Origin of the sequence: Pseudomonas sp. TH15 (assembly GCF_016651105.1) — a bacterium.
Taxonomy (GTDB): Bacteria; Pseudomonadota; Gammaproteobacteria; order Pseudomonadales; family Pseudomonadaceae; genus Aquipseudomonas.
Genome location: NZ_JAEKEL010000002.1, coordinates 924,532 through 947,854 on the forward strand (window position 1 = coordinate 924,532; position 23,323 = coordinate 947,854).

Genomic DNA, 23,323 nt, shown 5'->3' on the forward strand with positions numbered 1-23,323 from the left:
GTAATCGTTGCAACAGATACAGGGGCGTCGCCAAGCGGTAAGGCAGCAGGTTTTGATCCTGCCATGCGTTGGTTCGAATCCAGCCGCCCCTGCCATTTTCCTATACTCATCCAGGTTACCCTCAGCCTTCAGGTACTGCGCGTGTCCAAGATGATGGTCTTTACGGGGAACGCTAACCCCGATCTGGCTCGGCGTGTTGTACGTCAGCTGCATATCCCTCTCGGTGACATCTCTGTCGGTAAGTTTTCCGACGGCGAAATTACCGCCGAGATCAATGAAAACGTCCGCGGTAAAGATGTCTTCATTATTCAGCCGACCTGCGCTCCGACTAACGATAACCTGATGGAACTGGTAGTGATGGCTGATGCCTTCCGCCGCTCCTCGGCTACTCGTATTACTGCTGTTATTCCTTACTTTGGTTATGCCCGTCAGGATCGCCGTCCGCGCTCCGCACGTGTGGCTATCAGCGCGAAAGTCGTCGCTGACATGCTTACCGTAGTCGGCATCGATCGTGTTCTCACGGTTGATTTGCATGCTGACCAAATCCAGGGTTTCTTCGATATTCCGGTAGATAACATCTACGGCTCCCCAGTATTGGTGGATGACATTGAAGATCAGCGCTTCGAAAACCTGATGATCGTGTCCCCGGACATTGGTGGCGTCGTGCGTGCACGTGCTGTTGCCAAATCCCTGGGCGTGGATCTCGGGATCATCGACAAACGCCGTGAGAAAGCCAATCACTCTGAAGTGATGCATATCATCGGTGATGTCGAAGGGCGTACCTGTATTCTGGTCGATGACATGGTCGATACCGCCGGCACTCTGTGCCACGCGGCCAAGGCCCTGAAAGAGCATGGCGCTGCCAAGGTTTTCGCCTACTGCACACACCCTGTGCTGTCCGGTCGGGCGATCGAAAACATTGAAAATTCCATGCTGGACGAACTGGTGGTGACTAACACCATCCCGTTGTCCGCAGCTGCTCAAGCCTGCTCGCGTATCCGTCAACTGGATATCGCGCCGGTAGTTGCCGAGGCGGTTCGCCGCATCAGCAATGAAGAATCGATCAGCGCGATGTTCCGCTAAGGGCCCTGCCCTTCTCGAACGTCTCGTTGACGAAAAGCGCCCCGCCCCGGCATTCCTGTCGGGGCGGGGCTTTTTTGCCCATATCGCCTTTAGCGCTGGTCGCAACCGCTGGGGCGAATGTGGTTATTTTGGAGATACAAAATGAACGAATTTACCCTGAATGCTGAAGTGCGTTCCGACCTGGGGAAAGGTGCGAGCCGCCGCCTGCGTCGTCTCGCAAGCCTGGTACCAGCTGTAGTTTACGGTGGCGAAAAAGCCCCTGAATCCATCAGCATGCTGGCTAAAGAAGTTGCCAAACTGCTCGAAAACGAAGCGGCTTACAGCCACATCATCGAGCTGAATGTTGGCGGCACCAAGCAAAACGTAATCATCAAAGCTCTGCAGCGCCACCCGGCTAAAGGCCACGTGCTGCACGCTGACTTCGTACGCGTTGTAGCTGGCCAGAAACTGACCGCTACCGTGCCTGTACACTTCGTTGGCGAAGCTGCTCCGATCAAGAAAGGCGGCGAGATTTCGCACGTTATCGCTGAAGTCGAAGTATCTTGCCTGCCGAAAGATCTGCCTGAATTCATCGAAGTTGACCTGGCTAACGCCGAAGTCGGCTCGATCATTCACTTGTCCGACCTCAAAGCCCCTAAAGGCGTTGAGTTTGTTGCTCTGGCTCACGGTAACGACCTGGCTGTTGCCAACGTTCACGCTCCACGTGTTGCTCCAGAAGCTACCGAAGGCGCTGCAGAGTAATTTTACTCGGCACGTCGGAGTGACCGGAAACATCGCGGACTAGAACGTAGCGAGAAAGCGGGCGAGAACGCGGAGTTTACATAATGGTAAATGAGCACTTGTCGTCCACTTTCGCCGCACACACTGATTGCGGCGATGTTATCCACCACTCCAAGGAAGGGCCCCTATCGTGACTGCCATCAAACTGATCGTTGGCCTGGGAAATCCAGGCGCTGAATACGAACAGACCCGGCATAACGCAGGGGCCCTTTTTGTTGAGCGCATCGCGAATGCACAAGGCGTAAACCTTGTGGCGGACCGCAAATATTTCGGCCTGACCGGGCGCTATTCGCATCAGGGTCAGGATGTTCGTCTGCTGATTCCCACCACGTACATGAACCGCAGCGGCCAAGCCGTAGCGGCACTCGCTGGTTTCTTCCGCATCACGCCTGAAGAAATCCTGGTGGCGCATGACGAACTCGACCTGCCTCCGGGCGTTGCCAAGCTCAAACAGGGCGGCGGCCACGGCGGTCACAACGGGTTGCGCGACATCATCGCGCAACTGGGCAATCAGAATACCTTTCATCGCTTGCGGCTTGGCATTGGCCACCCGGGCGTTGCCAGTATGGTTTCAAATTTCGTCCTGGGTCGTGCGCCACGCGCCGAACAGGAAAAACTCGATGCCAGCATCGACTTTGCCCTCGGCGTGCTGCCGGATATCCTCGCCGGGGAATGGAACCGCGCGATGAAAAACCTGCACAGCCAGAAGGCCTGACTCACTCCTCGGGGAAAACACCATGGGATTCAATTGCGGCATCGTCGGCCTGCCTAACGTCGGCAAGTCCACCCTATTCAACGCCCTGACCAAATCCGGGATCGCGGCCGAGAACTTCCCCTTCTGCACCATCGAGCCGAACACCGGTATCGTGCCGATGCCGGACCCGCGTCTGGAAGCCCTGGCTGCCATCGTCAATCCAAAGCGCATCCTGCCGACCACCATGGAATTCGTCGACATCGCGGGCCTGGTTGCCGGCGCGTCGAAAGGTGAAGGCCTGGGCAACAAGTTCCTCGCCAACATCCGTGAAACCGATGCCATCGCCCACGTGGTCCGCTGCTTCGAAGACGAGAACGTGATTCACGTCTCCAACAGCGTCGACCCGAAACGCGACATCGAGATCATCGACCTGGAATTGATCTTCGCCGACCTCGACAGCTGCGAGAAGCAACTGCAGAAAGTCGCCCGCAACGCCAAGGGTGGTGACAAGGACGCCGTGGTCCAGAAAGGCCTGCTGGAGCAACTGATCGCTCACTTCACCCTCGGCAAGCCTGCACGCACGCTGATGAAGACCATGCATGCCGACGACAAAGCGGTGATTCGCGGTTTCCACCTGCTGACCACCAAGCCGGTCATGTACATCGCCAACGTCGCTGAAGACGGTTTCGAGAACAACCCGCTGCTGGACATCGTCAAGGCCATCGCCGAAGAAGAAGGCGCCATGGTGGTTCCGGTCTGCAACAAGATCGAAGCCGAAATCGCCGAGCTCGACGACGGCGAAGAGAAAGACATGTTCCTCGAAGCCCTGGGTCTTGAAGAGCCTGGCCTGAACCGCGTGATCCGCGCTGGCTACGAGATGCTGCACTTGCAGACCTACTTCACCGCCGGTGTTGAAGAAGTCCGCGCATGGACCGTCCGCGTCGGTGCCACCGCACCACAAGCCGCTGGCGTGATCCACACCGACTTCGAAAAAGGCTTCATCCGCGCCGAAGTCATCGCCTATGACGACTTCATCCAGTACAAGGGCGAAGCCGGCACCAAAGAAGCCGGTAAATGGCGTCTGGAAGGCAAGGACTACATCGTCAAAGACGGCGACGTGATGCACTTCCGTTTCAACGTCTAAGTTTTTTCAAGACGAAGCACCCGCCCAAGAAAAAGCCGCGTTTGATACGCGGCTTTTTTGTGCCTGAAATCCGGGCAACTCCTAATCCTGTAGGAGCGAGGCTTGCCCGCGAAGGCGTCATCACTGACGCTAAAAGCTTCGTGGGCAAGCCTCGCTCCTACAGGTCGGTGGTATTCAGAGCTTTTTGGTTCTCGGCAGGAAGATCGCCAACACCCCAAACAGCGGCAGGAACGAACACAGGAAGTACACGTATTCGATCCCGCGAACATCCGCCAGATGCCCCAACAACGCCGCGCCAATCCCGCCAAAACCAAACATCAAGCCGAAGAACACCCCGGCAATCATCCCGACATTTCCCGGCACCAATTCCTGCGCGTACACCACGATGGCGGAAAACGCCGAGGCCAGGATGAAGCCGATGACCACGCTGAGGATGCTGGTCCAGAACAGGTCGACATGGGGCAGGATCAACGTGAACGGCGCAACGCCGAGGATCGAGAACCAGATAACTGCCTTACGCCCGATCTTGTCGCCGATCGGCCCACCGAAGAAGGTCCCCGCCGCCACTGCCCCCAGGAACAGGAACAAATGCAGCTGCGAACTGGCCACCGACAGGTCGAATTTCTCGATCAGGTAGAAGGTGAAGTAACTGGTGAAACTCGCCATATAGAAATACTTGGAGAACACCAGCAAGCCGAGCACCACCAGTGCACTGATCACCCGGTTTTTCGACAAGCCATGAGTCGCCACCTGACCTTGCTTGAGCTTGAACAGATTCAAGTGATTGGCGTACCAACGGCTGATGCGATAGAGCACAAACAGAGCAAACACCGCGAACAGCCCAAACCACGCGACGTGCCCCTGACCGTAGGGAATGATGATCGCCGCGGCCAGCAGTGGACCGAAGGCCGAACCGGCGTTACCGCCGACCTGAAAGGTCGATTGCGCCAGGCCGAAACGCCCGCCAGAGGCCAATCGCGCCACGCGAGAAGCTTCCGGGTGAAAGGTCGAGGAGCCGATGCCGATCAACCCGGCCGCCAACAGGATCAACGGGAAACTGCCGACCTGGGACATCATTAAAATGCCGATCAATGTGCAGACGGTGCCGGCCGGCAACAGCCATGGCTTGGGATGGCGATCGGTGTAGTAACCGACCCACGGCTGCAACAGCGAGGCCGTCAGTTGAAAGGTCAGGGTGATCAGGCCGACCTGGGTAAAGGTCAGGCCATAGTTGGCCTTGAGCATCGGGTAAATCGACGGCAGGACCGACTGAATCAAGTCGTTGATCAAATGCGCCAGCGCCACCGCGCCGATGATGCGCATGACCAGCGGGCTGCTTTGCGGTGTCGCGGATGCCGGCGTCGAGCCGGTCTGGGCGTTACTAATAGCCATGAGAATTTCCGTACAGCAGATGGGTGCACACGGGCAGGTGCGCCAATGTGCCATTTTTCAGTGCAGCAGCGCCATCCCCTTAGCCTGCTAACGACCTCGACGTTCATCGCGGAACGGGTGATAGCGCAACGCCATGGTCTGAATCTTGCCTTGCTAAACCCCTTCAACGCGGCCGCCTTACAAAGGCGACCGAGAATGGGAAGTTTCGCTACAGAGTCAGCCTACCGAGCTGGCGAGGGTGAACTTTCGAGGCCTTTTAGAGGGCACAAGTCGCGGTCGCAACGACCACGGCGCACGCCAATGGTGCGTGGTGTCCAGAGGAGTCATGGGGCATGCAGGCTTTTTTATCACCGGGGATCGGGCTGCTGGGGCGTTTCGGTTTCGCACGCAAATTTCAGCTGCTGTTTCTGCTGTTTATCCTGCCGCTGGCCGGCAGCCTGTGGATGATCGGCCAAGACTATCGCGACAAACTCCAACTGATTTCCGGCGAACGTGCCGGGGTTCGCCAGCTGCTTGCCCTGGATGCGCTCGACAACCTGCTCGCCGCTCAGCGTGACCGCGCCGCCCGCTGGCGCGCCACCGAAACCAATCGCCAGCCGACACCCGCCACAATCGCCGCCATGGGCGCGTTCGACGCGGTGCAGCCTGCCGTCGCCCAAGCCACTTCGGACCTGGGCAATGCCCTGAAAACCGAAGGCGCCGAGGGTGAAACCCTGACCCGCTATCAAGCCCTGCAAACTGCCCTCAACAGCCTCGACTCGAAAAGCCTGAGCAGCGTCGGTTGGTGGCCGGACGGTTACGATCGCTTCACCAACGCCTTGAGCGCCCTGCAAGCCCTGCGCGAACAGATCACCATGGACAACCGCCTGACCCTGGCGCCGTGGCTTGAAACCTATTTGCTGACCCAGATCTCCACCCAACACGCACCAGACCTGATCGAACGGGTCGGACGCCTCGCGGCGGTTGGCCAGGCGTCGGTGGTATCCGGCCAGTTCACCCTGCAAAGCCGTCTGCAACTGCGGGATTTGCGCGGTCGCATCGGTGATGCCCGCGAGCAGCTTGTTAAAACTGCCAGCCTGCTGGAAGCACGACTGCCCAGCGCCCTGCAAACCTGGGCCGGGCAGTACCATGACAGCCTCAAACATTTGGACGCGAGCCTGAAAGTCCTCGACGACGGCGTGTTCGGCGGCAGCATCAATCTCAAGCCGGATGACTTCGAACGCAACCTCGACTCGCTGCTCACCGACCTCGCCTCGCTACGCCAGCAATCGCTGGTGTCGCTGGATCAACGCCTGGATTACTACCACACCTCAGCCATCCGCCAATTCATCCTGGTGGCGACGATCCTGGGTTGCCTGTTGTTGGCCGCGCTGTACCTGTTCGTGTGCTTGCAGGCCTCGATCCGTCGCAGCGCCAGCGGCATCACCGTGCTGGCCGAAGCCTTGCGCGACGGCAACCTGAGCCTGCAAGTGCCGGTACAAGGTCGCGACGAACTGGCGGCAATCAGCACCGCGCTCAATGTCGCCGTGGTGCAATTGCGCAACAGTTTGCTGGGGGTCGATCACGAGACCTTGCAGTTGAGCAATGCCGTGCGCACCCTCAACGATCACTCCAGCGGCGCGTTGGGGGAAGTCGAGGCTCAGCAAATTCAGATCAGCCAGATCGCCGCTGCCGCCACGCAACTGGCCGCCACCTCGCAAGGGGTCGCCCAGAGTTGTGAACAAGCGTCCGGCAGCGCGCAACACACTCAACGCATCGCCGCCGACAGCAGCCGCGATAGCCAACGCACCACGGCGAGTATTCAGCAGCTCAATCAGCGGCTCAACGACACGGCTGCGGCGTTGGGCCGAGTCAGTGAGCAAGGGCAACAGATTCAATTGGTGGTCGACACCATTCGGGGCGTCGCCGAGCAGACCAACCTGTTGGCGCTCAACGCCGCCATCGAAGCCGCTCGCGCGGGTGAGCAAGGTCGCGGCTTTGCCGTGGTGGCCGATGAAGTGCGCAGTCTTTCCCAACGCACCCAGTCTTCCACCGCGCAGATCGCCGGCACCGTCGACAGCCTGCGTAGCACGGTGAATGAAGCGGTAAGTCTGATGGAAGCGGCCTGCGGACAGGCTCAGTCCGACGCAGAAGCCGTCACTGGCCTGGGCGAACGCCTGGGAGAAATCGCCAGCGCCGTGCAGAGTGTCACCGACACCCTGGCGCAAATCGCCACCGCTGTCGAAGAACAAGCGAGCACGGCTGATGAGGTCAGCGGCAACATCCAGCAGGTCGATCAAGCCGCCGTCAGATTGCTGGAAGGCGCGCGTGCAGTGAACCTCGCGGCAGACACCTTGAGCCAGGGCAGCAAGGCCTTGAGCGCCAATACCGCACGTTTCCGTCTCAGTTGATGACTGCTTCGGGGAAATCCGCTTCCAGCTCAGCTTTCAACCACTGAATAAACCACGACACATCCGCCGAGAGTTCAGCGGACGGCGTGAGCACCCGATAGCTTTCGAGCTTCACCTGCGCGTCTACCGCCAGCACCAGCCGACCGGCATCAAGTTCTTCTCGCACCAGCACTTCGTTGGCTAGCGCAATGCCCTGCCCACTCTCGGCCACCGACAGCGCGTGATCGTTGTTGACGTAAAGCATGTCCGAATTAAGGTGGAAATCCAGACCGTGGGCGGTGAACCACAGGTTCCACCATTCGCCATCATCGACGTGGATCAGGTTGTGTTTCACCAGATCGGCAGGACATTCGATGGGATCGATACTGGCCAGATAAGCCGGGGTGCAGATCGGAAAGACTCGCGGACAGATAAGGGTCGCACGGGAATGGGCGTACTCCCCGTCCATGCCGTAGACAATCCCAAGGTCGGTGTTCTTGCCATCCACCTCGGTGAAGGTGGAGTTGGGCTCGATGGCGAACTTCAAACCCGGCCGCAAGTGACGCATCGCTTCAATGCGCGGCATCAGCCAGCGCTTGGCGAACCCCGGCACCACCATGATGCGCAGCCACCGCTCGGCAGCCTTGGGCCGCGCCTCTTTGCCGGCTTCGATGATGAGCTGCAACGCCGCTGAAATCTTGCGATGGTACTTCTCCCCCGCCGACGTCAGGGTGACCCCGCGAGACGTGCGTTCGAACAGTTGGGTCCCCAACCACTCCTCCAGCAACTTCACATGCCGACCGATGGCGGGCTGGGTCACGTGCAAGGCTTTCGAGGCCTCGACGTAGCTGCCCAACCGGGCGGCGGCATCAAAGGCACGGACCGCGTTGAGTGGCGGCAAACGGTCATCCGGCATGGCTGTCGACGCCCCTGGCTATTAAATTATTTAACAGCAGCTATGTTAAAACTGAAGTTTCGCTCCCGCAACCGCTCACTGATAATCGACCCAACAGCACAATAAAAAAACACCGAACGCATTTCGATCCTGCCCACAAAAACAATATCCATGGCCCGTCGGTATTGCTGTCCACAGCACATCCGCATGCGATGGGGGAATCGGAGGTAACGCATGAATGCCCTGCATTCGCTGCAAACGCTGGCGGTGTCTATCCGCTCAGTGCGTAAAGTCTACGGCGATCCACAGTCTGGTCCGGTGGCGCTGAAAAGCATCGACCTGGACATTCACGACAACGAATTCTTCACCCTCCTCGGCCCGTCCGGCTGCGGCAAAACCACTCTTTTACGGATGATCGCCGGGTTCGAATTCCCGACCGAGGGCGAGATTTTGCTCTACGGCGAAAACATCGCCGACCGCCCGCCATTCGAACGGCCGGTCAACACCGTGTTCCAGCATTACGCGCTGTTCCCGCACATGACCATCGCTGAGAACCTGGCCTTCGGCCTCGAATCACACCCGATGGGCAAAGTCCTGAAAAAGCACCAAATCACCGACCGAGTGCGCGAGATGCTCGCCCTGGTGCAGATGGAACGCTTCGCCGCGCGCAAACCGGCACAACTGTCTGGCGGCCAGCAACAGCGTGTCGCCCTGGCTCGCGCGCTGGCGCCGCATCCAAAAGTGCTGTTACTGGACGAGCCGCTATCGGCATTGGACCTGAAGTTGCGCCAGGCCATGCGCGAGGAACTGAAAACCATCCAGGCCAAGACCGGCATCACCTTCATCTTCGTCACTCACGACCAGGAAGAAGCCCTGACAATGTCCGACCGCATCGCGGTGTTGTCGGAAGGTGAAGTGCAACAAGTCGGCCGCCCGGAAGACATCTACGAACGTCCACGTAATCGCTTTGTGGCGGACTTCATCGGCGAAACGAATTTCATTGAAAGCACCGTCACGCGTGTCGAAGCAGACCTGGCCTGGTTCGCCGGGCCTGCCGGTCACCCGCTGCCCGCGCAACCTTGCAGCGACGTTCGGGTCGGCGCCACGGTGACGTTGTCGGTGCGTCCCGAACGCCTGCATCTGGTACCTGTCGGCACCGAAGGCGCGCTGCCGTGCCGGGTCGATGCGCAAATCTACCTCGGCACCGACCTGCAATATCAAGTCAGCCTGAGCGACGGTTCGCGCCTCACCGTGCGCACACCCAACAGCGTCGACCATAACCTGCGCTTCGCCGTGGGCAGTCAGGCCGGTCTGTTGTTCGACCGCGGTAGCGCCAGCGTCCTGCACGATTGAGCACGAGGATTTGCCATGCACGCTTTACCAATCGCCCATACCCTGGAGCGCCGCCGGGCTTTCCAGAGCTTCCTCGGCGTCAGCCCCGCGCTGGTCGCCATCAGCCTGTTCCTGATCGTGCCCATCCTGATCGTCATCGGCTATTCGCTGATGGAGGCCAACCCCTACGGCGGGGTGAACAAGGTCTTCAGCAGTGAAGCCTACACATCGCTGCTATTCGAACGGCAACTGGATGACAGTCTGGCCTTCACTGACGCCTACCTGATGATTGCTTTGCGCTCTATCGGCATCGCCGGATTAACCACCCTGATCACGCTGCTGATCGGCTTTCCGGTGGCGGTGTGGCTGGCCATGCAACCGGCGCATCGGCGCGGTTTGCTGATCTTTCTGATCACCGTGCCGTTCTGGGCCAACCTGCTGATCCGCACGTACGCCTGGATTCTGCTACTGCGTAATACCGGGGTGATCAACAACAGCCTGATGGGCCTCGGCATCATCGACCAGCCGTTGCAGATGCTCTACACCGACGGCGCGGTGCTGTTGGGCCTGGTTTATACCTACGCGCCCTTCGTCGTGCTGCCGATCTACGCCACGCTGGAAAAAATGGACACGCGCTTGCTGGAAGCCGCCCAGGACCTCTACGCCGGGCGCCTGCGCACCTTGCGCAAAGTGGTGCTGCCGATCGCCAAACCGGGGATTCTTGCCGGCGCCATCCTGACGTTCGTGCCCTGCCTGGGCGCGATGATTGCGCCGGAGCTGTTGGGCGGAGGGACTCGAATGATGCTCGGCAACCTCATCTTCAGGCAGTTCAGTGATGCGCGTAACTGGCCATTCGGTGCGGCCCTTTCGCTGGTGTTGATGGCGGCGGTGATGCTGGTGCTGACCGTGTATGCCTTGCGCGCCGAGCGCCAGCGCATCGCCAAGGGAGGTGCGTAATGCTGCGTTTATTTAAACGAAACGGGTTGAGTGTGCAGGACTTCCCGGGCTTCGGCGGATTCAGTTTTTTGTTTTACCTGTACCTCTATGCGCCAATCGTGGTGCTGGTGGTGTTCTCTTTCAACGCCAATCAGTCCGCGACCGTGTGGACCGGGTTCAGCCTCGACTGGTATCGCGCAGCGTTCGCTAATCAGGCACTGCGCCAGGCGGCCGGCAACAGCCTTTTGATTGCCGTTTGCGCAAGCGTTGTGGCCACGGCCATCGCGACCCTCGCCGCCCTCGGTACGTCGCGAGGCGCCAAGTTCAAAGGCCTTCAACTGTCGATGGGCGCAATCATGCTGCCTCTGGTGCTGCCGGAGATCGTGGTCGGTGTCGCCACGCTCGCGCTGTTCTCCACCATTGGCCTGTCACTGGGCTACGGCAACTTGATCATCGCCCATACGGTGTTCTGTATCCCTTTTGCCTACCTGCCGATTCGCGCCCGACTCAATGACATGGACCTGTCACTGGAGCAAGCCTCGGCTGACCTTTATGCCGGCCCTTGGCGGACCTTTCGCAAGGTCACTTTGCCGCTGCTGATGCCCGGGATTATCTCCGGGCTGATGCTGGCCTTCATCGTTTCGCTGGATAACTTCGTGATCTCGATGATGGTCTCCCAAGCGGGCACCACCACCTTGCCGATTTTTATCTTCGGCCTGTTACGCATGGGTGTGACACCCGACGTCAACGCCGTTTCGACCCTGATCCTGGGCGTCTCGGTGCTGTTCGTCAGCCTCTCCTATCTGTTGAGCAAAAAGAACGCCTGAACCTTTCTACGTACTGTGGGGAAAAAGCATGAGCAAGTTGATTATAAGCATCGGCACCTCGTTGTTACTGACCTTACCGCTGACGATTGTCGGCAGCGTTCAGGCCGCGGAAAAACTCAACGTGGTGAGCTGGAGCGGTTACTTTTCGCCCGAGATCCTCGCCAAGTTCCAGAAGCAAACCGGGATCGAAGTCACCGTAGATTCCTACGACTCCAACGAAACGCTGCTGGCGAAGCTCAAGCAAGGCGGCGCGGGTTACGACGTGGCGATTCCGTCGCACCAGTTCGTTCCGATCCTGATCAAGGAGCATTTGCTGGAACGCTTCGACCCGGTCAATGAGCCCTACTACGCGAACATCGTCGACAACCTGAAAAAGCCCACTTGGGACCCGGAAGGCGCCTATTCCGTACCTTTCATCTGGGGCACCACCAGCGTGGTACTCGACGCCGGACGCTACAAGGGTCCAACCGACAGCTACAAGGTGCTTTACGAGCCGCCGGCCGAATTGCAGGGACGAATCAACATGTTCGATTCGGTCAGCGAAGTCATCGACATGGCCAGCCTTTACCTGAATATCCCGCTCTGCAGCGAAGACCCCAAGCAGATACAGCAAGTGCTCACCCTGCTCAAGGCGCAGAAGCCCTTCGTCAAAACCTACAGCTCCAAGGCCGGTTCGATCCGCGAAAACCTCGCCTCCGGTGAAGTCGACATGTCGATGTTCTGGGGTGGCTCGTCGATGCGCGCCCGGGAAATGAAACCCAGCCTGAAATACCTGTACCCGAAAGAAGGCGTGCTGGCCTGGGTCGATAACATGGTCATACCAATGGGCAGCAAGAACCCGGCGAACGCCAAGGCGTTTATCGCGTTTCTGAGCCAGCCTGAAAACTCCGCGATGACTCAGAACTTTCTCAAGCACCAGAGCCCGGTCAAGGGCGTTGAACCGTTTCTCGACGCAGGCCTCAAGGACGCACCGGAGTTGCACATTCCGCAAGGTACGCAGGTCGTGTTCAGCAAAACCTGCGGTGAAGGTGCGATCCGCCTGGCCGACCGTTTGTGGACCAACCTGATGCGTTGATTTTTACCGCCCCGTCGCAGTGACGGGGTGTTTCTCCAGCCGTCTGAAAGGCAGCGTGCAATGACTTCTAACACCATCAGCGAACTGGTCCTGCTACAGGCCAATGAACTCGCCGAACGCATCCGCCTGCGCCAGGTTTCCTGCCGGGAAGTGATGCAGGCTTATCTTGGCCATATCGACCGTTTCAATCCTCGTGTCAATGCGTTGATCAGCCTGCAAGCACCGGAAGACCTGCTGGCCCAGGCCGACGTCCGCGATGCCGAGCTGGCCCGTGGCGAGTACCTTGGCTGGATGCACGGTTTGCCCCACGCCATCAAGGACTTGTCCCTGACCCGCGGCATTCGCACCACCCTGGGTTCACCGCTGTTCAAAGATTTTGTCCCGGAACGCGACGGCATCATGGTGGAACGGATCAAGGCCGCTGGCGCGATCATTATCGGCAAGACCAACACACCGGAATTCGGTCTTGGCTCGCAAAGCTATAACCCGTTGTTCGGCGTTACCGCTTGTGCCTTTGACCCGAGCAAGACGGCGGGCGGTAGTAGCGGCGGCGCGGCGGCAGCACTGGCCATGCATTTGGTGCCGGTGGCCGATGGCAGCGACATGATGGGGTCGCTGCGTAATCCGGCAGCCTTCAACAATATCTTCGGGTTCCGCCCATCCCAGGGCCGTGTGCCGTTCGACGACAGTGCCGATCTGTTTTTCGACCAGCTCGGTTACGAAGGTCCGATGGGCCGTAGCGTGCGCGATGCGGCCTTACTCTTGTCTGTGCAGGCGGGCGCGGATGCCCGCGCGCCGCTGTCCATCGCCGAATCCGGCGGTGCCTTCGCGGCACCCTTGGAGCGCGACTTCAAAGGCACTCGTATTGGCTGGCTAGGAGACTTCAACGGCTACCTGCCGATGGAACACGGCATTCTTTCGCTGTGCGAAAAGGCCTTTGCCGATTTCGAAAGCCTGGGTTGCCACATCGAATCGGTCCAACCCGAATTCGCCCCGCAACAACTGTGGAGCAGTTGGCGAACCTTGCGCCACTGGACGGTTGCGGGTTCTCTGGGGGCAATCTATACCGACCCGCAAAAGCGCAAGCAGTTGAAACCGGAAGCCTGCTGGGAAGTCGAAAACGGCCTGAAGCTGACGGCCAGCGAAGTCTTTTCCGCTTCGGTCGCGCGCAGTAACTGGTACCGCGCCATTTCCAGACTGTTCGAACGCTTCGACTACCTGCTGCTACCGAGCGCTCAGGTCTTCCCGTTCGACAAAAACATCCCGTGGCCGGCCTCCATTGAAGGTGTCGCCATGGACACCTATCACCGCTGGATGGAAGTGGTGATCCCGGGCTCGCTCTCTGGCTGCCCGGTGGCCAATGTTCAAGTGGGGTTCAATGAGAACGGGCTTCCGATGGGCATGCAGATCATCGGCCGGCACCAGGCTGACTTTGCCGTACTGCAACTGGCTCACGCTTATGAGCAGGTCAGCCGCTGGTTCGAACGCTGCCCTTCGCCCCTGTTGAGCCAGTGATTTTGATAAGCAGTTGAAAGCGTAGAGAAATATTTTAGATTTACGCTTGACACATCGTCGTTACGAGCCAATAATGCGCGCCACTTGGCTACATAGCTCAGTTGGTTAGAGCATAGCATTCATAATGCTGGGGTCCGGGGTTCAAGTCCCTGTGTAGCCACCAAGTACTAAAAACGGCTTACCGAAAGGTAGGCCGTTTTTTTATGCCTGCAATAAATGCCTCCTCCGGTTACCTACCTACAAAAAGTCTATCTTCAGCCCTTTCGATTGGATCAGTAGGCTCGCAGTCCCTCATCAGTCAGACTTTCTTACAGTTTGCACTTCGCCTTTTTTCACATAAGCAAATATCAAATTCAAGATAATGCCTTCCTCACAACCAGGCTTTTAGCCAAGGAATACGGGCCTCGCCCGCCATAAAATTCAAGATAATCAAAAGCGCTATTTGAGAAAAAACGCCGCTATCCCTTGAGGGTTAGCGGCGTTTTTTCTTATGCGATCAGCGTTGCGACTTTAATTAGATGATTCATCTATTCCGCTGTGATCACCAGGCATCCTTTCATCACACGCACTTTAACGTTCTCGTTCACCTCGAATCCTGCTTGCCGTAACCACAGGCCACGTAGCCTGATCCAGGGCACCGGTTTGGCGGCGCTGTGGATTTTTTCCTTGGTGTGGACCGGGTAAAAGTCTGCGGCGATTTTCAACCGGCGTTCAGTGATGGGGGTTGATGACGTATGATTTGTTTTAGCCATGATTAGCTCCTGTTTAGCTGCTTGTGGTTAGCGGGGCCAAGGTGTTGTCGCACCTTGGTTCCGCGTTCTTTGGGTTACTTCAAACCTCTTTTTCTTCGTCGCTCGTTTTGGTCGCTGCCTGTGCGATCAGGGCGTCGAGCATCTGCGCAATAACCTTCTGTTGAACCTTCGAAAGCTCATTGATGGACTGCAGTCGTCGATACCACGTCGAGGTCAAACTGCGTCTGGGCTTCTCCGTGTAGGAGGGAACCCCGAGCAGGTCTTCAACTGGCACGCGAAGCGCAAATGCCATCTTCACCAGCGTCGTGACCGGCATGCTGCGCGTGCCCTCCTCGTAACCCTAAAAGGTCTGCCGGGAAAGACCTAAAGCCCTTGCAAACCGAGTCTGTGTGATCTCGTGCACTGTGCGTAAGTGAGCAATGCGACTGCCCATCGCCACCAGAAAATCGCGGTCCTCATTGGAAATACTCATGACAATGGCCGACTGAAAATAGAGTTGAATGGCAACGGACTCATCCTTTTCATCTGAAATCCATCCTGGAAAAAACAACAGAAAGTATCCTCAGGCAGCGGTGCGTAAGTTGTCGACCTGAAAAGTCTGTAGGAGAAATGCAGAACAACCGCTAGGTCGGTGGCGAGGTACTACAGGCGCGAAATGCCTTTTCATTCGACTGAATCGGCACCGACAGATCAGGTTGAAAAAATGCTGTAGGAAACGGGTTCGATCCAGTTATGAATTAGATCGCGCACCACAAATACAAAAAAACGGCTTACCGCAAAGTGAGCCGTTTTTTGTGCCTGGAGGAAAGTATCGGCAGCCAAGACACTGATGATTTACTGCGACCAGTTTTCCATCGCCGACAACCCTTTCGCCCAGATTTGCCGAGTGCGCAAACCGACCATTGCGCGCCAGGCCGGATCAGCTGGGTAGAACTGCTCCAGCAGATTGAGCTTTATCCCGCGCCCCACCGCATCACTCGGATTGCCATGCAGATGCAGCCAATGGTCATCGCGCAAATGCCGATGAACGTCGGCCCCCGGATACGTCCCGCACTCAATCACAAACGGCATCAATCGCACGTTCGGCAAAGCATTGAGCAACGCCTGCGAGGTGTAACCCGTTGCGGTCGCCGCCACCCCGGTTTCGCTGGTGGTGTTGGCGCCGGTGTGCAAGGTGTAGAGCCATGGGCCATAAATGGCCTGGGCATCTGCCAGCGCCGGATAGGCCGCTTCGGTAATGGTCAGCAACATCGGATGACCGTACTCACCCGCCCCGGTGTGCAAGTCAAAGCACATCGCGACATCAGCATGGGCGACGTGTTTCTGAATGATCTGGTGCAGCATGCGGTTCGACCAGTTCGGCGCCAGACCACCATAGAACAAGCCATCAGGATGACTGTGCTGCCCGCCTTCGACAATCGACATCACCGCCGGCCAGCCATGCTCATTGATCTGCGCCTCAAGCAAAGCATCGGCGCGCTCACGCTCTGGGCCATGCAGTTCGGTGCTGGCATAAATCTCATGCAGCGCGGCGTAGGCCTGGTTGTCCGGCAATGGCCGCTCGAAGTTCAGGTGATTGCGGTTGAGGTCGATGTTGTCTTCATTGACCCGACGCAGCCACGCGGTGCCCCACGGGTTGATCAGATGGATCATCACCACCGCCACATCCTTGGGCAGCGAGCCGGCTACGAAGGTTTTCAGCCAATCGATCTGACAGTCGGAGCCGTAATAGCCCTCGACCCCGTGCGTGCCGCTGAGCGCCACCAGTCGGCGTTTGGCTTGCGCATCGCCAAGTATGGCGACATCAGTGCTCAGGGGTTCGCCGAAGGGCCCGCGGCGTGGATGTGCGTAGGAGGTGAGCGTGGCGCCGGCGGCATTGGCGGCAGCCAGGAACTGTTCGCGTTGATCGCGGTAGCTGGATTCGGTGGGGAACTCGCTGTGCATTCTTGGCCTCTTGTTGGTTTTCTAACTGTGGGAGCGAGCCTGCTCGCGAAGGCGATGATGCATCCAACATTTTGATTGCCTGACACGCCGCCTTCGCGAGCAGGCTCGCTCCCACAGGGGCTTGTTTCAGTCAGATGAATTTGACGTTGACCCTAGCGAACATCCGCCCCGAAAAGAAAGACAAAAATGCCCATCGGTTTGCGTCGCGACCGAGCGGTCGATAAAGTCCGTCAGACCTTTCACCCCACGGACGGAGAGCCCGCGTGTTTTCAGCCTTGCCCTTGAGCCGCTTTCGCCTGCCAGCACTGACGCTGATCATCAGCGCCCTGACCCTCACCGCGTGCAACGCCCCACCCTCCTCGACCCTGCCGCTGGCGCCGGAAGCCGCTTCCGGCTACCGCACCGATCTGCAAACCCGCCACGCCCGTCAACACATGGCCGCGGCCGCCAACCCGCTGGCCGCCGAAGCGGGTCGCGAGATGCTCCGTCAGGGTGGCTCGGCGATTGATGCGGCGATTGCGATGCAAGCGGTACTGACGCTGGTGGAACCGCAATCCTCGGGGATCGGTGGCGGCGCGATGATTGTGTTGTGGGACGGCAAACAGGTACGCACTTACGACGGGCGCGAAACTGCACCGGCCGGCGCCACCGAAAAGCTTTTCCTGCAGGCCGACGGGCAGCCGATGCCGTTCACCCAGGCGCAGATTGGCGGTCGCTCCGTCGGCACGCCGGGGGTGTTGCGGGCACTGGAACTGGCGCATCAGAAACACGGTCGCCTGCCATGGGCGAAGCTGTTCGAGCCGGCGATCAAACTCGCCGAACAAGGCTTTGCGATCTCACCGCGCCTGAATCAGTTGATCGCTTCGGACTCGTCGATGCAGCGTTCGCCGGACATGATGGCGTATTTCATGAATGCCGATGGCAGCCCGAAAGCCGTCGGCACGCTGCTGAAAAACCCGGCACTGGCGGCCGTGCTTAAACGCATCGCCAACGAAGGTCCCGATGCGTTGTACAAAGGGCCGATTGCCGAAGAAATCGTCGCCAAGGTCCAGGGCCATAAAAACCCCGGCAGCTTGTCGCTGAATGATCTTCAAGGCTACAAGGCCAAAGAGCGTGCGCCGCTGTGCACCGACTACAAACGCTGGCAGGTCTGCGGCATGCCGCCGCCGTCATCGGGCGGAATTGCCGTGGCGCAGATCCTCGGCACCTTGCAAGCCCTCGAAACCCGCGACCCACGCTTTGCCCTGGCGCCGCTCAAACCGCTCAAGACCACAAAACCGGCGGGCATCGAACCGGCGCCTGAAGCCGTGCACCTGATCTCCGAAGCCGAACGCCTGGCCTACGCCGACCGCGCGCAATACGTCGCCGACACCGATTTCGTGCCAGTGCCGGTCAAAGGCCTGGTCGACCCGGCTTATCTCGCCAGCCGCGCCGCCCTGATCGGCGACCGCAGCATGGGCACGGCCAAACCCGGCACACCGCCGGGGATTCAAGTGGCCTACGCACCGGACCGTTCGCCGCTGCGCATCTCCACCTCGCAAGTGGTAGCCGTCGATGACGAGGGTGGGGCGGTGTCCATGACCACCACCGTCGAAGCCGCATTCGGCTCGCACCTGATGGTCCAGGGCTTCATGCTCAACAATCAGATGACCGACTTCTCATTCATCCCCGAAGAGAACGGCCAGAAAGTCGCCAACCGCGTCGAACCGGGCAAACGCCCACGCTCGTCCATGGCGCCGACCCTGATCTTCGACCGCCAGAACGGCGAATTCCTCGCCACCGTCGGTTCTCCTGGCGGTTCGCAAATCATCGAATACGTCGCCAAATCCACCATCGGCCTGCTCGACTGGAACCTCGACCCACAAGCCGCCATCAGCCTGCCCAACTTCGGCAGCCGCAACGGCCCGACCGAACTGGAACAAGGGCAGTTCAGCACGGCGCTGATTCAGGCGTTGAAAGACAAGGGGCATGCGGTGAACGAAATCGACATGACCAGCGGAACCCAGGCGATTGTTCGGGTGAAGGATGCGCAGGGGAAAGCGTCGTTGGCGGGCGGGGCGGATCCGCGGCGTGAGGGGGAAGCGCTGGGGGATTGAGTCGTACGCTGGAATGAGAAAGGGCTTACCGGGAGGTAGGCCTTTTTTCATGCAACTGATTGAACTTGGAACATCGCTCGGCTCAGCGATTAGCCACCAGATGCGCACCAAACAACAGGTAGCAACCGCCCGCGAAGCGATCCAGCCATTGCCGTGACCGCTCGTATACACCAGCGATCCGCCGACTGGCGAAGAACAGCGCCACGCAGCAATACCAGCTGAACGACAGCGTCGCCATCGTCATCACCGCCAGTGCCAGCAACAGTGGCGGGATGTGAGCCGGCATGGCGGTGGCGAAGATGGTGGCGACAAACAGTGCGGATTTGGGATTGGTCATGTTGCCCAGAAAGCCCCGCCCGTAAGCGCCGAGCAACGTCTGCTCCGAGGTATCGAGCGTGCCAGGGACGATCGGCGGCTTGCGCTTGAACTGCTTGAGTCCGAGGTAGATCAGGTAACAGCCGCCGGCAATCTTGAAGCTCAGGTACAGCGTCGGCGCGGCACTGAACAGCGACTGAATGCCCAGGCCGCCCGCCAGTCCCCACAGCACGGTTCCGCTGGCGACGCCGAGCGCCGCGACGACGCCATGGCGGCGCGAACGGCTGACTGCCAATTGAGCGATGTTGAAGAAGTTAGGCCCGGGCGTGACCACGGCGACCGTCCACAACAGGGCCAGCGACAGCAACGGCGCCAGATAACTCGAAAGGGAAAGATCCATGGGGCATGCGCCTGATCGGTTCGACGATGCCCTCTACCTTGCAACATCCAGCAACGTTTTGCCATCAACAACCATCAAACCGCTAGCGTCTTGCCATCCACCGGGTCGCCAATCTTCAGGAAGTGCCCACCAGCGACATGGTGCAGCGTGCGCAATGCGTCTTGCCCTTCGAAGTGCCAGCGGCCATCGCTGAATACACGTTCATCGGCCTGGGCGGCAATCACCTCGGCCAGAAACAGGTCGTACTGCTGATGATTGTGCGGCTCCGGCAGCAACCGGCATTCCAGCCATGCAACGCAACCTTCAAGCATCGGCGCCTCGATCAGCTCGCCGCTAAAAGTCTGCAAGCCATAGGCCTGGAACTTGTCTTGGCCTTGTCCTTGGGTTAATTCCAGGCCAGACGTCGAGCCAACGGTCTGGACGATGTCGGCCTGGGCGGCGCAAGGCACGTTCACCACGAACGTGCCCGAGGCTTCCAGCAGTTGCCGGGTCCAGGTGGACTTGTCCAGCACCACGGCGATTTTCGGCGGTTCAAAATCCAGCGGCATCGCCCAGGCAGCGGCCATGATATTGCGCTGGCCATCGTGGGCTGCGCTGACCAGCACAGTCGGCCCGTGATTGAGCAGACGATAAGCCTTGGACAACGGCACCGGACGGCGATGGGAAACGGTCATGGAAGTCTGCTCCGGGGAAATCGCCGATTGTAGCGGGAACCGTGATGCAGGCCATGACGAGATACGGTGGTGTCGTTATGAAAAGATCGCAGCCTTCGGCAGCTCCTACAGGGCTGCGATCTTTTCGCGTTTACTTCTTTAAGCCTGCGAATCAAGTCGACAGCTGATTGGCAAACTGCCCAACCGCGTTCACCACTTTCTGCGCGCCATCCTGAATCTCGACAATCACCGTGCCCGCTTCTGCTGCCAGCGCCAGGCCCTGTTCGGCCTGAAGTTTGCCGTCGGTCATGAGGCTTACGGCGTTGCGCGCCATGTCCTGGTTCTGCCGCACGACACCGACAATTTCGTCCGTGGCCTGGCTGGTGCGCGACGCCAATTGCCGGACTTCGTCCGCCACCACAGCAAAACCCCGGCCCTGTTCACCGGCACGCGCCGCTTCGATGGCCGCGTTGAGCGCCAACAGGTTGGTCTGCTCGGCAATGCCGCTGATGGTCTTGACGATGGTGCCGATCACCAGCGACTGCTCGTTCAAGGCTTCGATGCCTTCACCGGCGGTTTGCATGTGCTTGGCCAGGTCGCGCATCACGCTCACGGCCTGAGTGACCACCGCCGTGCCGCGCTGGGCGCTGTTGTCGGTTTGCAGCGAGGTGCTGTAGGCAATGTTGGCCGCTTCGGCAACCGCTTGCTCCTGATTCACCTGATCGGTAATCACCGTGGCGAACTTCACCACTTTGTAGAGTTTGTTGTTGGCATCGACCACCGGGTTGTAGGACGCCTCCAGCCAGACCGTACGACCATGGCTGTCGAGGCGCTTGAAACGCTCGGCCACAAACTCGCCGCTATTCAGACGGCGCCAGAAGTTCTGATACTCGGCGCTGTTGTACTCCTCGGGAAAGCAGAAGGTGCGGTGATGTTTGCCCTGAATCTGCGCCAGGCTGTAACCCATGCCGCTGAGGAACCGATCATTGGCGGTCAGCACATTGCCGTTGAGGTCGAATTCGATCACCGCCGTCGAACGCACCAGCGCGCCGATCAGGTTCTCGTGCTCGCGGGAGGCTTCGATGGTGCGGGTCAGGTCGCTGGAGTAAATCGAGAAGTGTTTGATGCGACCGTCCGCCGAACGCACAGGTTGCACGATCGAACGCAGCCAGGCCTCGACGCCATTGCCGCGCAGCAGACGCACGGTGCCGGCAAAATGCTCGCCACGGGTCAGCGCAGTCTTGAAGCGGTTGTGGAATTCGTCGGATTTCACATGAGCCGGCACGATGTCTTCGATCTGCCGCCCGATCAGATCGTTGCTCTTGTAGAGCATCTCGCCGAGGAAATTCTGGTTGACCGATTGAATCCGCCCGTCCGGTTCGAGCGTCAGGACCAGCATCTCGCTTTCCAGACTGTCCTTCACTTGCAGGAGGCTGGAGAGTTCTTCGCGAAGAGCGGACAGCTCCTGCTTCAAGCGTTTATTGAACATGGGAAAGCACCGAGGGCTGGGTAGAAAGCGGCATACAGCCTAACCATCGGCCGTCGGGATATTTTCTAAAGAGTGTTTTGGGTTTGTCCTACAAAAATAATGGCCGCGTGCCATTTAGTTTGCCGAACTCCCCTGCGAGCCGGTTACAAAACCCAGCGCTCTGCCCCACCCATATCAGGTATTCTCCGAACAAATTGCAACAACATGTTGCGACGGTATCTGCCCGATAAGGAGTCCCGTTTTGGATTTATCGACCGCTGCCTGGATGGTTCACGACACCCGTTTGATCCTTTGCTGCCTGCTGGCGATTGCCACGATTATCGTGTTGATCAGCGCCACCAAACTCCCGCCCTTTCTTTCGATTTTGATTGGTACGTTCATTGCCGGTGTTGGCGCTGGATTGCCGCCCGAAGATGTGGCCAAAGCGTTTAGCAAAGGCGCGGGGGCGATTCTTGGTGAAGCGGGGATCATCATTGCCCTCGGATCGATGCTCGGTGCGTTGATGGCCGAATCCGGCGCCGCCGACCGCATCGCCTCGACCCTGCTTGGCCTGGGCAAAGGCAAATCCTTGCCGTGGGTCATGGCGCTGGTGGCGATGGTGATTGGCCTGCCGCTGTTTTTCGAAGTCGGGCTGGTGATGATGGTGCCGATCATCTTTGTGATGGCGCGCCGTTCGGGTCAGCCGTTGCTGAAGATCGCCATTCCGGCGCTGGCCGGGATGACCACGTTGCACGCCTTGATGCCGCCGCATCCAGGGCCGTTGATTGCGGTTAGCGCGTTGCACGCCGACCTGGGCCTGACCATGTTGCTGGGTTTCAGCATCGCCATTCCGGCGGTGATTCTGGCCGGCCCGATCTACGGCAACTGGCTGTCGAAACGCATGCACGTCGATGAGCCAGCGGAACTCGGCGCACTGTTTAGCGCCCCGCCCAAGGCCCCGCGCCAGCCGAGTTTCGGGATGTCGTTGCTGATCATTCTGCTGCCGGTGTTGCTGATGCTCGGCAGCACGTTGGCGAAAGTCGCGATGAGCCCCGAAAGCTCCGTCGCCCTGACCCTGAAATTCCTCGGTGAACCACTGGTGGCGTTGGGCATTGCAGTGATGGCGGCGGTGATCTGCCTCGGCTGGGCCAATGGCATGCCCCGTGAACAAGTGGGCGGCACGTTGCGCAAAGCCCTGGCGCCGATTGCCGTGTTGCTGCTGACCATCGGCGCCGGTGGTGGCTTGAAGCAAACGCTGCTCGATGCCGGCATCAGCCAGACCATCAGCAAAGTCGCTGAAGGTGCACACATGCCGTACTTGCTGCTGGCCTGGTTGATCGCCGTAGCGTTGCGTCAAGCCACCGGTTCGGCAACTGTTGCGACCACCACCACGGCGGGCATTCTGGCGCCGATGATGGCGGGACTGGCGGCGACGCAAAGCTCTTTGGTGGCATTGGCGATTGGCGCCGGTTCAGTGTTTTTCTGCCACGTGAACGACGCCGGATTCTGGATGGTGCGCGAGTACTTTGGCTTGCAGCTCAAACAGACAATCTGGGTCTGGTCGATTCTGCAAACCATCGTTTCGGTGGTGGGGTTGGTCGGGACGTTGTTGTGGTGGCATTGGTTGACGTGATGGCCGCTCCGTCCCCGGGA

20 protein-coding genes, 2 tRNA genes and 1 pseudogene are annotated in these 23,323 nt (G+C 59.1%); 14 read left to right on the top strand and 9 right to left on the bottom strand.

Features of this window, described 5'->3' with window-relative positions:
* Positions 1–20: 20 nt before the first annotated feature.
* The 5 genes from JFT87_RS28055 (at position 21) to ychF (ending at position 3,701) form a co-directional block, all read left to right on the top strand.
* Positions 21–95: transfer RNA gene (locus JFT87_RS28055), tRNA-Gln, on the top strand.
* Positions 96–141: 46 nt separating this feature from the next.
* Positions 142–1,083, top strand: coding sequence for a ribose-phosphate pyrophosphokinase (locus JFT87_RS28060; RefSeq protein ID WP_003208392.1), 942 nt, complete (start codon positions 142–144; stop codon positions 1,081–1,083).
* A 141-nt stretch (positions 1,084–1,224) separates the two neighbouring features.
* Positions 1,225–1,824: a 50S ribosomal protein L25/general stress protein Ctc gene (locus JFT87_RS28065; protein WP_201206674.1), complete on the top strand. Its 600-nt coding sequence runs from the start codon at positions 1,225–1,227 to the stop codon at positions 1,822–1,824.
* A gap of 169 nt (positions 1,825–1,993) precedes the next feature.
* Positions 1,994–2,578, top strand: coding sequence for an aminoacyl-tRNA hydrolase (gene pth, locus JFT87_RS28070; RefSeq protein ID WP_008153430.1), 585 nt, complete (start codon positions 1,994–1,996; stop codon positions 2,576–2,578).
* 22 nt (positions 2,579–2,600) lie between these two features.
* Complete coding sequence (gene ychF, locus JFT87_RS28075; protein WP_201206676.1) at positions 2,601–3,701, top strand: redox-regulated ATPase YchF; 1,101 nt, start codon at positions 2,601–2,603, stop codon at positions 3,699–3,701.
* Between the two features lie 174 nt (positions 3,702–3,875).
* Here ychF and JFT87_RS28080 read toward each other — a convergent pair whose 3' ends face one another.
* Positions 3,876–5,093 (bottom strand): MFS transporter, encoded by a 1,218-nt coding sequence (locus tag JFT87_RS28080; RefSeq protein WP_201206678.1) that lies wholly within the window; start codon positions 5,091–5,093, stop codon positions 3,876–3,878.
* 332 nt (positions 5,094–5,425) lie between these two features.
* Here JFT87_RS28080 and JFT87_RS28085 point away from each other — a divergent pair, with 332 nt between their 5' ends.
* Positions 5,426–7,483: a methyl-accepting chemotaxis protein gene (locus JFT87_RS28085; RefSeq protein WP_201206681.1), complete on the top strand. Its 2,058-nt coding sequence runs from the start codon at positions 5,426–5,428 to the stop codon at positions 7,481–7,483.
* On the opposite strand, the gene JFT87_RS28090 is transcribed toward JFT87_RS28085, so the two are convergent.
* Entirely contained in the window at positions 7,476–8,378 is a 903-nt protein-coding gene (locus tag JFT87_RS28090) for a LysR substrate-binding domain-containing protein (RefSeq protein WP_201206683.1), read from the bottom strand. The genes JFT87_RS28085 and JFT87_RS28090 overlap by 8 nt on opposite strands.
* 213 nt (positions 8,379–8,591) lie before the next feature.
* On the opposite strand from JFT87_RS28090, the gene JFT87_RS28095 reads away from it, so the two are divergent.
* The 6 genes from JFT87_RS28095 (at position 8,592) to JFT87_RS28120 (ending at position 14,205) form a co-directional block, all read left to right on the top strand.
* The gene (locus tag JFT87_RS28095) at positions 8,592–9,710 is read left to right on the top strand and encodes an ABC transporter ATP-binding protein (protein WP_201206685.1); all 1,119 of its coding nucleotides are present in this window, start codon (positions 8,592–8,594) and stop codon (positions 9,708–9,710) included.
* Between the two features lie 15 nt (positions 9,711–9,725).
* The gene (locus tag JFT87_RS28100) at positions 9,726–10,646 is read left to right on the top strand and encodes an ABC transporter permease (RefSeq protein WP_201206687.1); all 921 of its coding nucleotides are present in this window, start codon (positions 9,726–9,728) and stop codon (positions 10,644–10,646) included.
* A complete protein-coding gene (locus JFT87_RS28105; protein WP_201206689.1) occupies positions 10,646–11,452 on the top strand; it encodes an ABC transporter permease in 807 nt (268 codons plus the stop codon). The genes JFT87_RS28100 and JFT87_RS28105 overlap by 1 nt, the downstream gene beginning before the upstream one ends.
* A 28-nt stretch (positions 11,453–11,480) precedes the next feature.
* Positions 11,481–12,527: an ABC transporter substrate-binding protein gene (locus tag JFT87_RS28110; protein ID WP_201206691.1), complete on the top strand. Its 1,047-nt coding sequence runs from the start codon at positions 11,481–11,483 to the stop codon at positions 12,525–12,527.
* A 60-nt stretch (positions 12,528–12,587) separates the two neighbouring features.
* Complete coding sequence (locus JFT87_RS28115; RefSeq protein WP_201206692.1) at positions 12,588–14,042, top strand: amidase; 1,455 nt, start codon at positions 12,588–12,590, stop codon at positions 14,040–14,042.
* An 86-nt stretch (positions 14,043–14,128) separates the two neighbouring features.
* Positions 14,129–14,205 (top strand) — tRNA-Met (locus tag JFT87_RS28120).
* A 364-nt stretch (positions 14,206–14,569) separates the two neighbouring features.
* Here the strand turns inward: JFT87_RS28120 and JFT87_RS28125 are convergent.
* From JFT87_RS28125 to JFT87_RS28135, 3 genes are all read right to left on the bottom strand, one after another.
* Positions 14,570–14,794: a SymE family type I addiction module toxin gene (locus tag JFT87_RS28125; protein ID WP_201206694.1), complete on the bottom strand. Its 225-nt coding sequence runs from the start codon at positions 14,792–14,794 to the stop codon at positions 14,570–14,572.
* A 79-nt stretch (positions 14,795–14,873) separates the two neighbouring features.
* Entirely contained in the window at positions 14,874–15,110 is a 237-nt protein-coding gene (locus JFT87_RS28575) for a hypothetical protein (protein ID WP_242487354.1), read from the bottom strand.
* A gap of 518 nt (positions 15,111–15,628) precedes the next feature.
* Complete coding sequence (locus tag JFT87_RS28135; RefSeq protein ID WP_201206696.1) at positions 15,629–16,738, bottom strand: DUF2817 domain-containing protein; 1,110 nt, start codon at positions 16,736–16,738, stop codon at positions 15,629–15,631.
* Between the two features lie 263 nt (positions 16,739–17,001).
* Between JFT87_RS28135 and ggt the strand changes: the two genes are divergently transcribed.
* Complete coding sequence (ggt, locus tag JFT87_RS28140; RefSeq protein ID WP_201206698.1) at positions 17,002–18,834, top strand: gamma-glutamyltransferase; 1,833 nt, start codon at positions 17,002–17,004, stop codon at positions 18,832–18,834.
* 82 nt (positions 18,835–18,916) lie between these two features.
* Here the strand turns inward: ggt and JFT87_RS28145 are convergent, their stop codons facing one another.
* From JFT87_RS28145 to JFT87_RS29005, 4 genes and pseudogenes are all read right to left on the bottom strand, one after another.
* On the bottom strand, positions 18,917–19,549 hold the full coding sequence (locus JFT87_RS28145; protein WP_201206700.1) for a LysE family translocator: 633 nt from the start codon (positions 19,547–19,549) through the stop codon (positions 18,917–18,919).
* A gap of 74 nt (positions 19,550–19,623) precedes the next feature.
* Complete coding sequence (locus JFT87_RS28150) at positions 19,624–20,223, bottom strand: flavin reductase family protein (RefSeq protein ID WP_201206702.1); 600 nt, start codon at positions 20,221–20,223, stop codon at positions 19,624–19,626.
* A gap of 151 nt (positions 20,224–20,374) precedes the next feature.
* Positions 20,375–20,806 (bottom strand): methyl-accepting chemotaxis protein, encoded by a 432-nt coding sequence (locus JFT87_RS29000; protein ID WP_416195320.1) that lies wholly within the window; start codon positions 20,804–20,806, stop codon positions 20,375–20,377.
* Between the two features lie 156 nt (positions 20,807–20,962).
* Positions 20,963–21,691 (bottom strand): annotated as a pseudogene (locus JFT87_RS29005) (PAS domain-containing protein); the annotation flags it as partial.
* A 241-nt stretch (positions 21,692–21,932) separates the two neighbouring features.
* Here JFT87_RS29005 and JFT87_RS28160 point away from each other — a divergent pair.
* Positions 21,933–23,303 carry a GntT/GntP/DsdX family permease gene (locus JFT87_RS28160; RefSeq protein ID WP_201206706.1) on the top strand — a complete coding sequence of 457 codons (1,371 nt, stop codon included), beginning with the start codon at positions 21,933–21,935 and terminating at the stop codon, positions 23,301–23,303.
* The last annotated feature ends 20 nt before the right edge of the window (positions 23,304–23,323 follow it).

Excerpts from the sequence above, each read along its gene's own strand:
- JFT87_RS28135 (WP_201206696.1), bottom strand. The coding sequence starts at position 16,738 with ATGCACAGCGAGTTCCCCACCGAATCCAGCTACCGCGATCAACGCGAA.
- JFT87_RS28090 (WP_201206683.1), bottom strand. The coding sequence starts at position 8,378 with ATGCCGGATGACCGTTTGCCGCCACTCAACGCGGTCCGTGCCTTTGAT.
- JFT87_RS28125 (WP_201206694.1), bottom strand. The coding sequence starts at position 14,794 with ATGGCTAAAACAAATCATACGTCATCAACCCCCATCACTGAACGCCGG.
- JFT87_RS28110 (WP_201206691.1), top strand. The coding sequence starts at position 11,481 with ATGAGCAAGTTGATTATAAGCATCGGCACCTCGTTGTTACTGACCTTA.
- JFT87_RS28145 (WP_201206700.1), bottom strand. The coding sequence starts at position 19,549 with ATGGATCTTTCCCTTTCGAGTTATCTGGCGCCGTTGCTGTCGCTGGCC.
- ychF (WP_201206676.1), top strand. The coding sequence starts at position 2,601 with ATGGGATTCAATTGCGGCATCGTCGGCCTGCCTAACGTCGGCAAGTCC.
- JFT87_RS28115 (WP_201206692.1), top strand. The coding sequence starts at position 12,588 with ATGACTTCTAACACCATCAGCGAACTGGTCCTGCTACAGGCCAATGAA.
- JFT87_RS29000 (WP_416195320.1), bottom strand. The coding sequence starts at position 20,806 with ATGCGCGACCTGGCCAAGCACATGCAAACCGCCGGTGAAGGCATCGAA.
- JFT87_RS28080 (WP_201206678.1), bottom strand. The coding sequence starts at position 5,093 with ATGGCTATTAGTAACGCCCAGACCGGCTCGACGCCGGCATCCGCGACA.
- JFT87_RS28100 (WP_201206687.1), top strand. The coding sequence starts at position 9,726 with ATGCACGCTTTACCAATCGCCCATACCCTGGAGCGCCGCCGGGCTTTC.
- JFT87_RS28085 (WP_201206681.1), top strand. The coding sequence starts at position 5,426 with ATGCAGGCTTTTTTATCACCGGGGATCGGGCTGCTGGGGCGTTTCGGT.
- JFT87_RS28105 (WP_201206689.1), top strand. The coding sequence starts at position 10,646 with ATGCTGCGTTTATTTAAACGAAACGGGTTGAGTGTGCAGGACTTCCCG.
- JFT87_RS28095 (WP_201206685.1), top strand. The coding sequence starts at position 8,592 with ATGAATGCCCTGCATTCGCTGCAAACGCTGGCGGTGTCTATCCGCTCA.
- JFT87_RS28065 (WP_201206674.1), top strand. The coding sequence starts at position 1,225 with ATGAACGAATTTACCCTGAATGCTGAAGTGCGTTCCGACCTGGGGAAA.
- JFT87_RS28575 (WP_242487354.1), bottom strand. The coding sequence starts at position 15,110 with ATGCCGGTCACGACGCTGGTGAAGATGGCATTTGCGCTTCGCGTGCCA.
- JFT87_RS28150 (WP_201206702.1), bottom strand. The coding sequence starts at position 20,223 with ATGACCGTTTCCCATCGCCGTCCGGTGCCGTTGTCCAAGGCTTATCGT.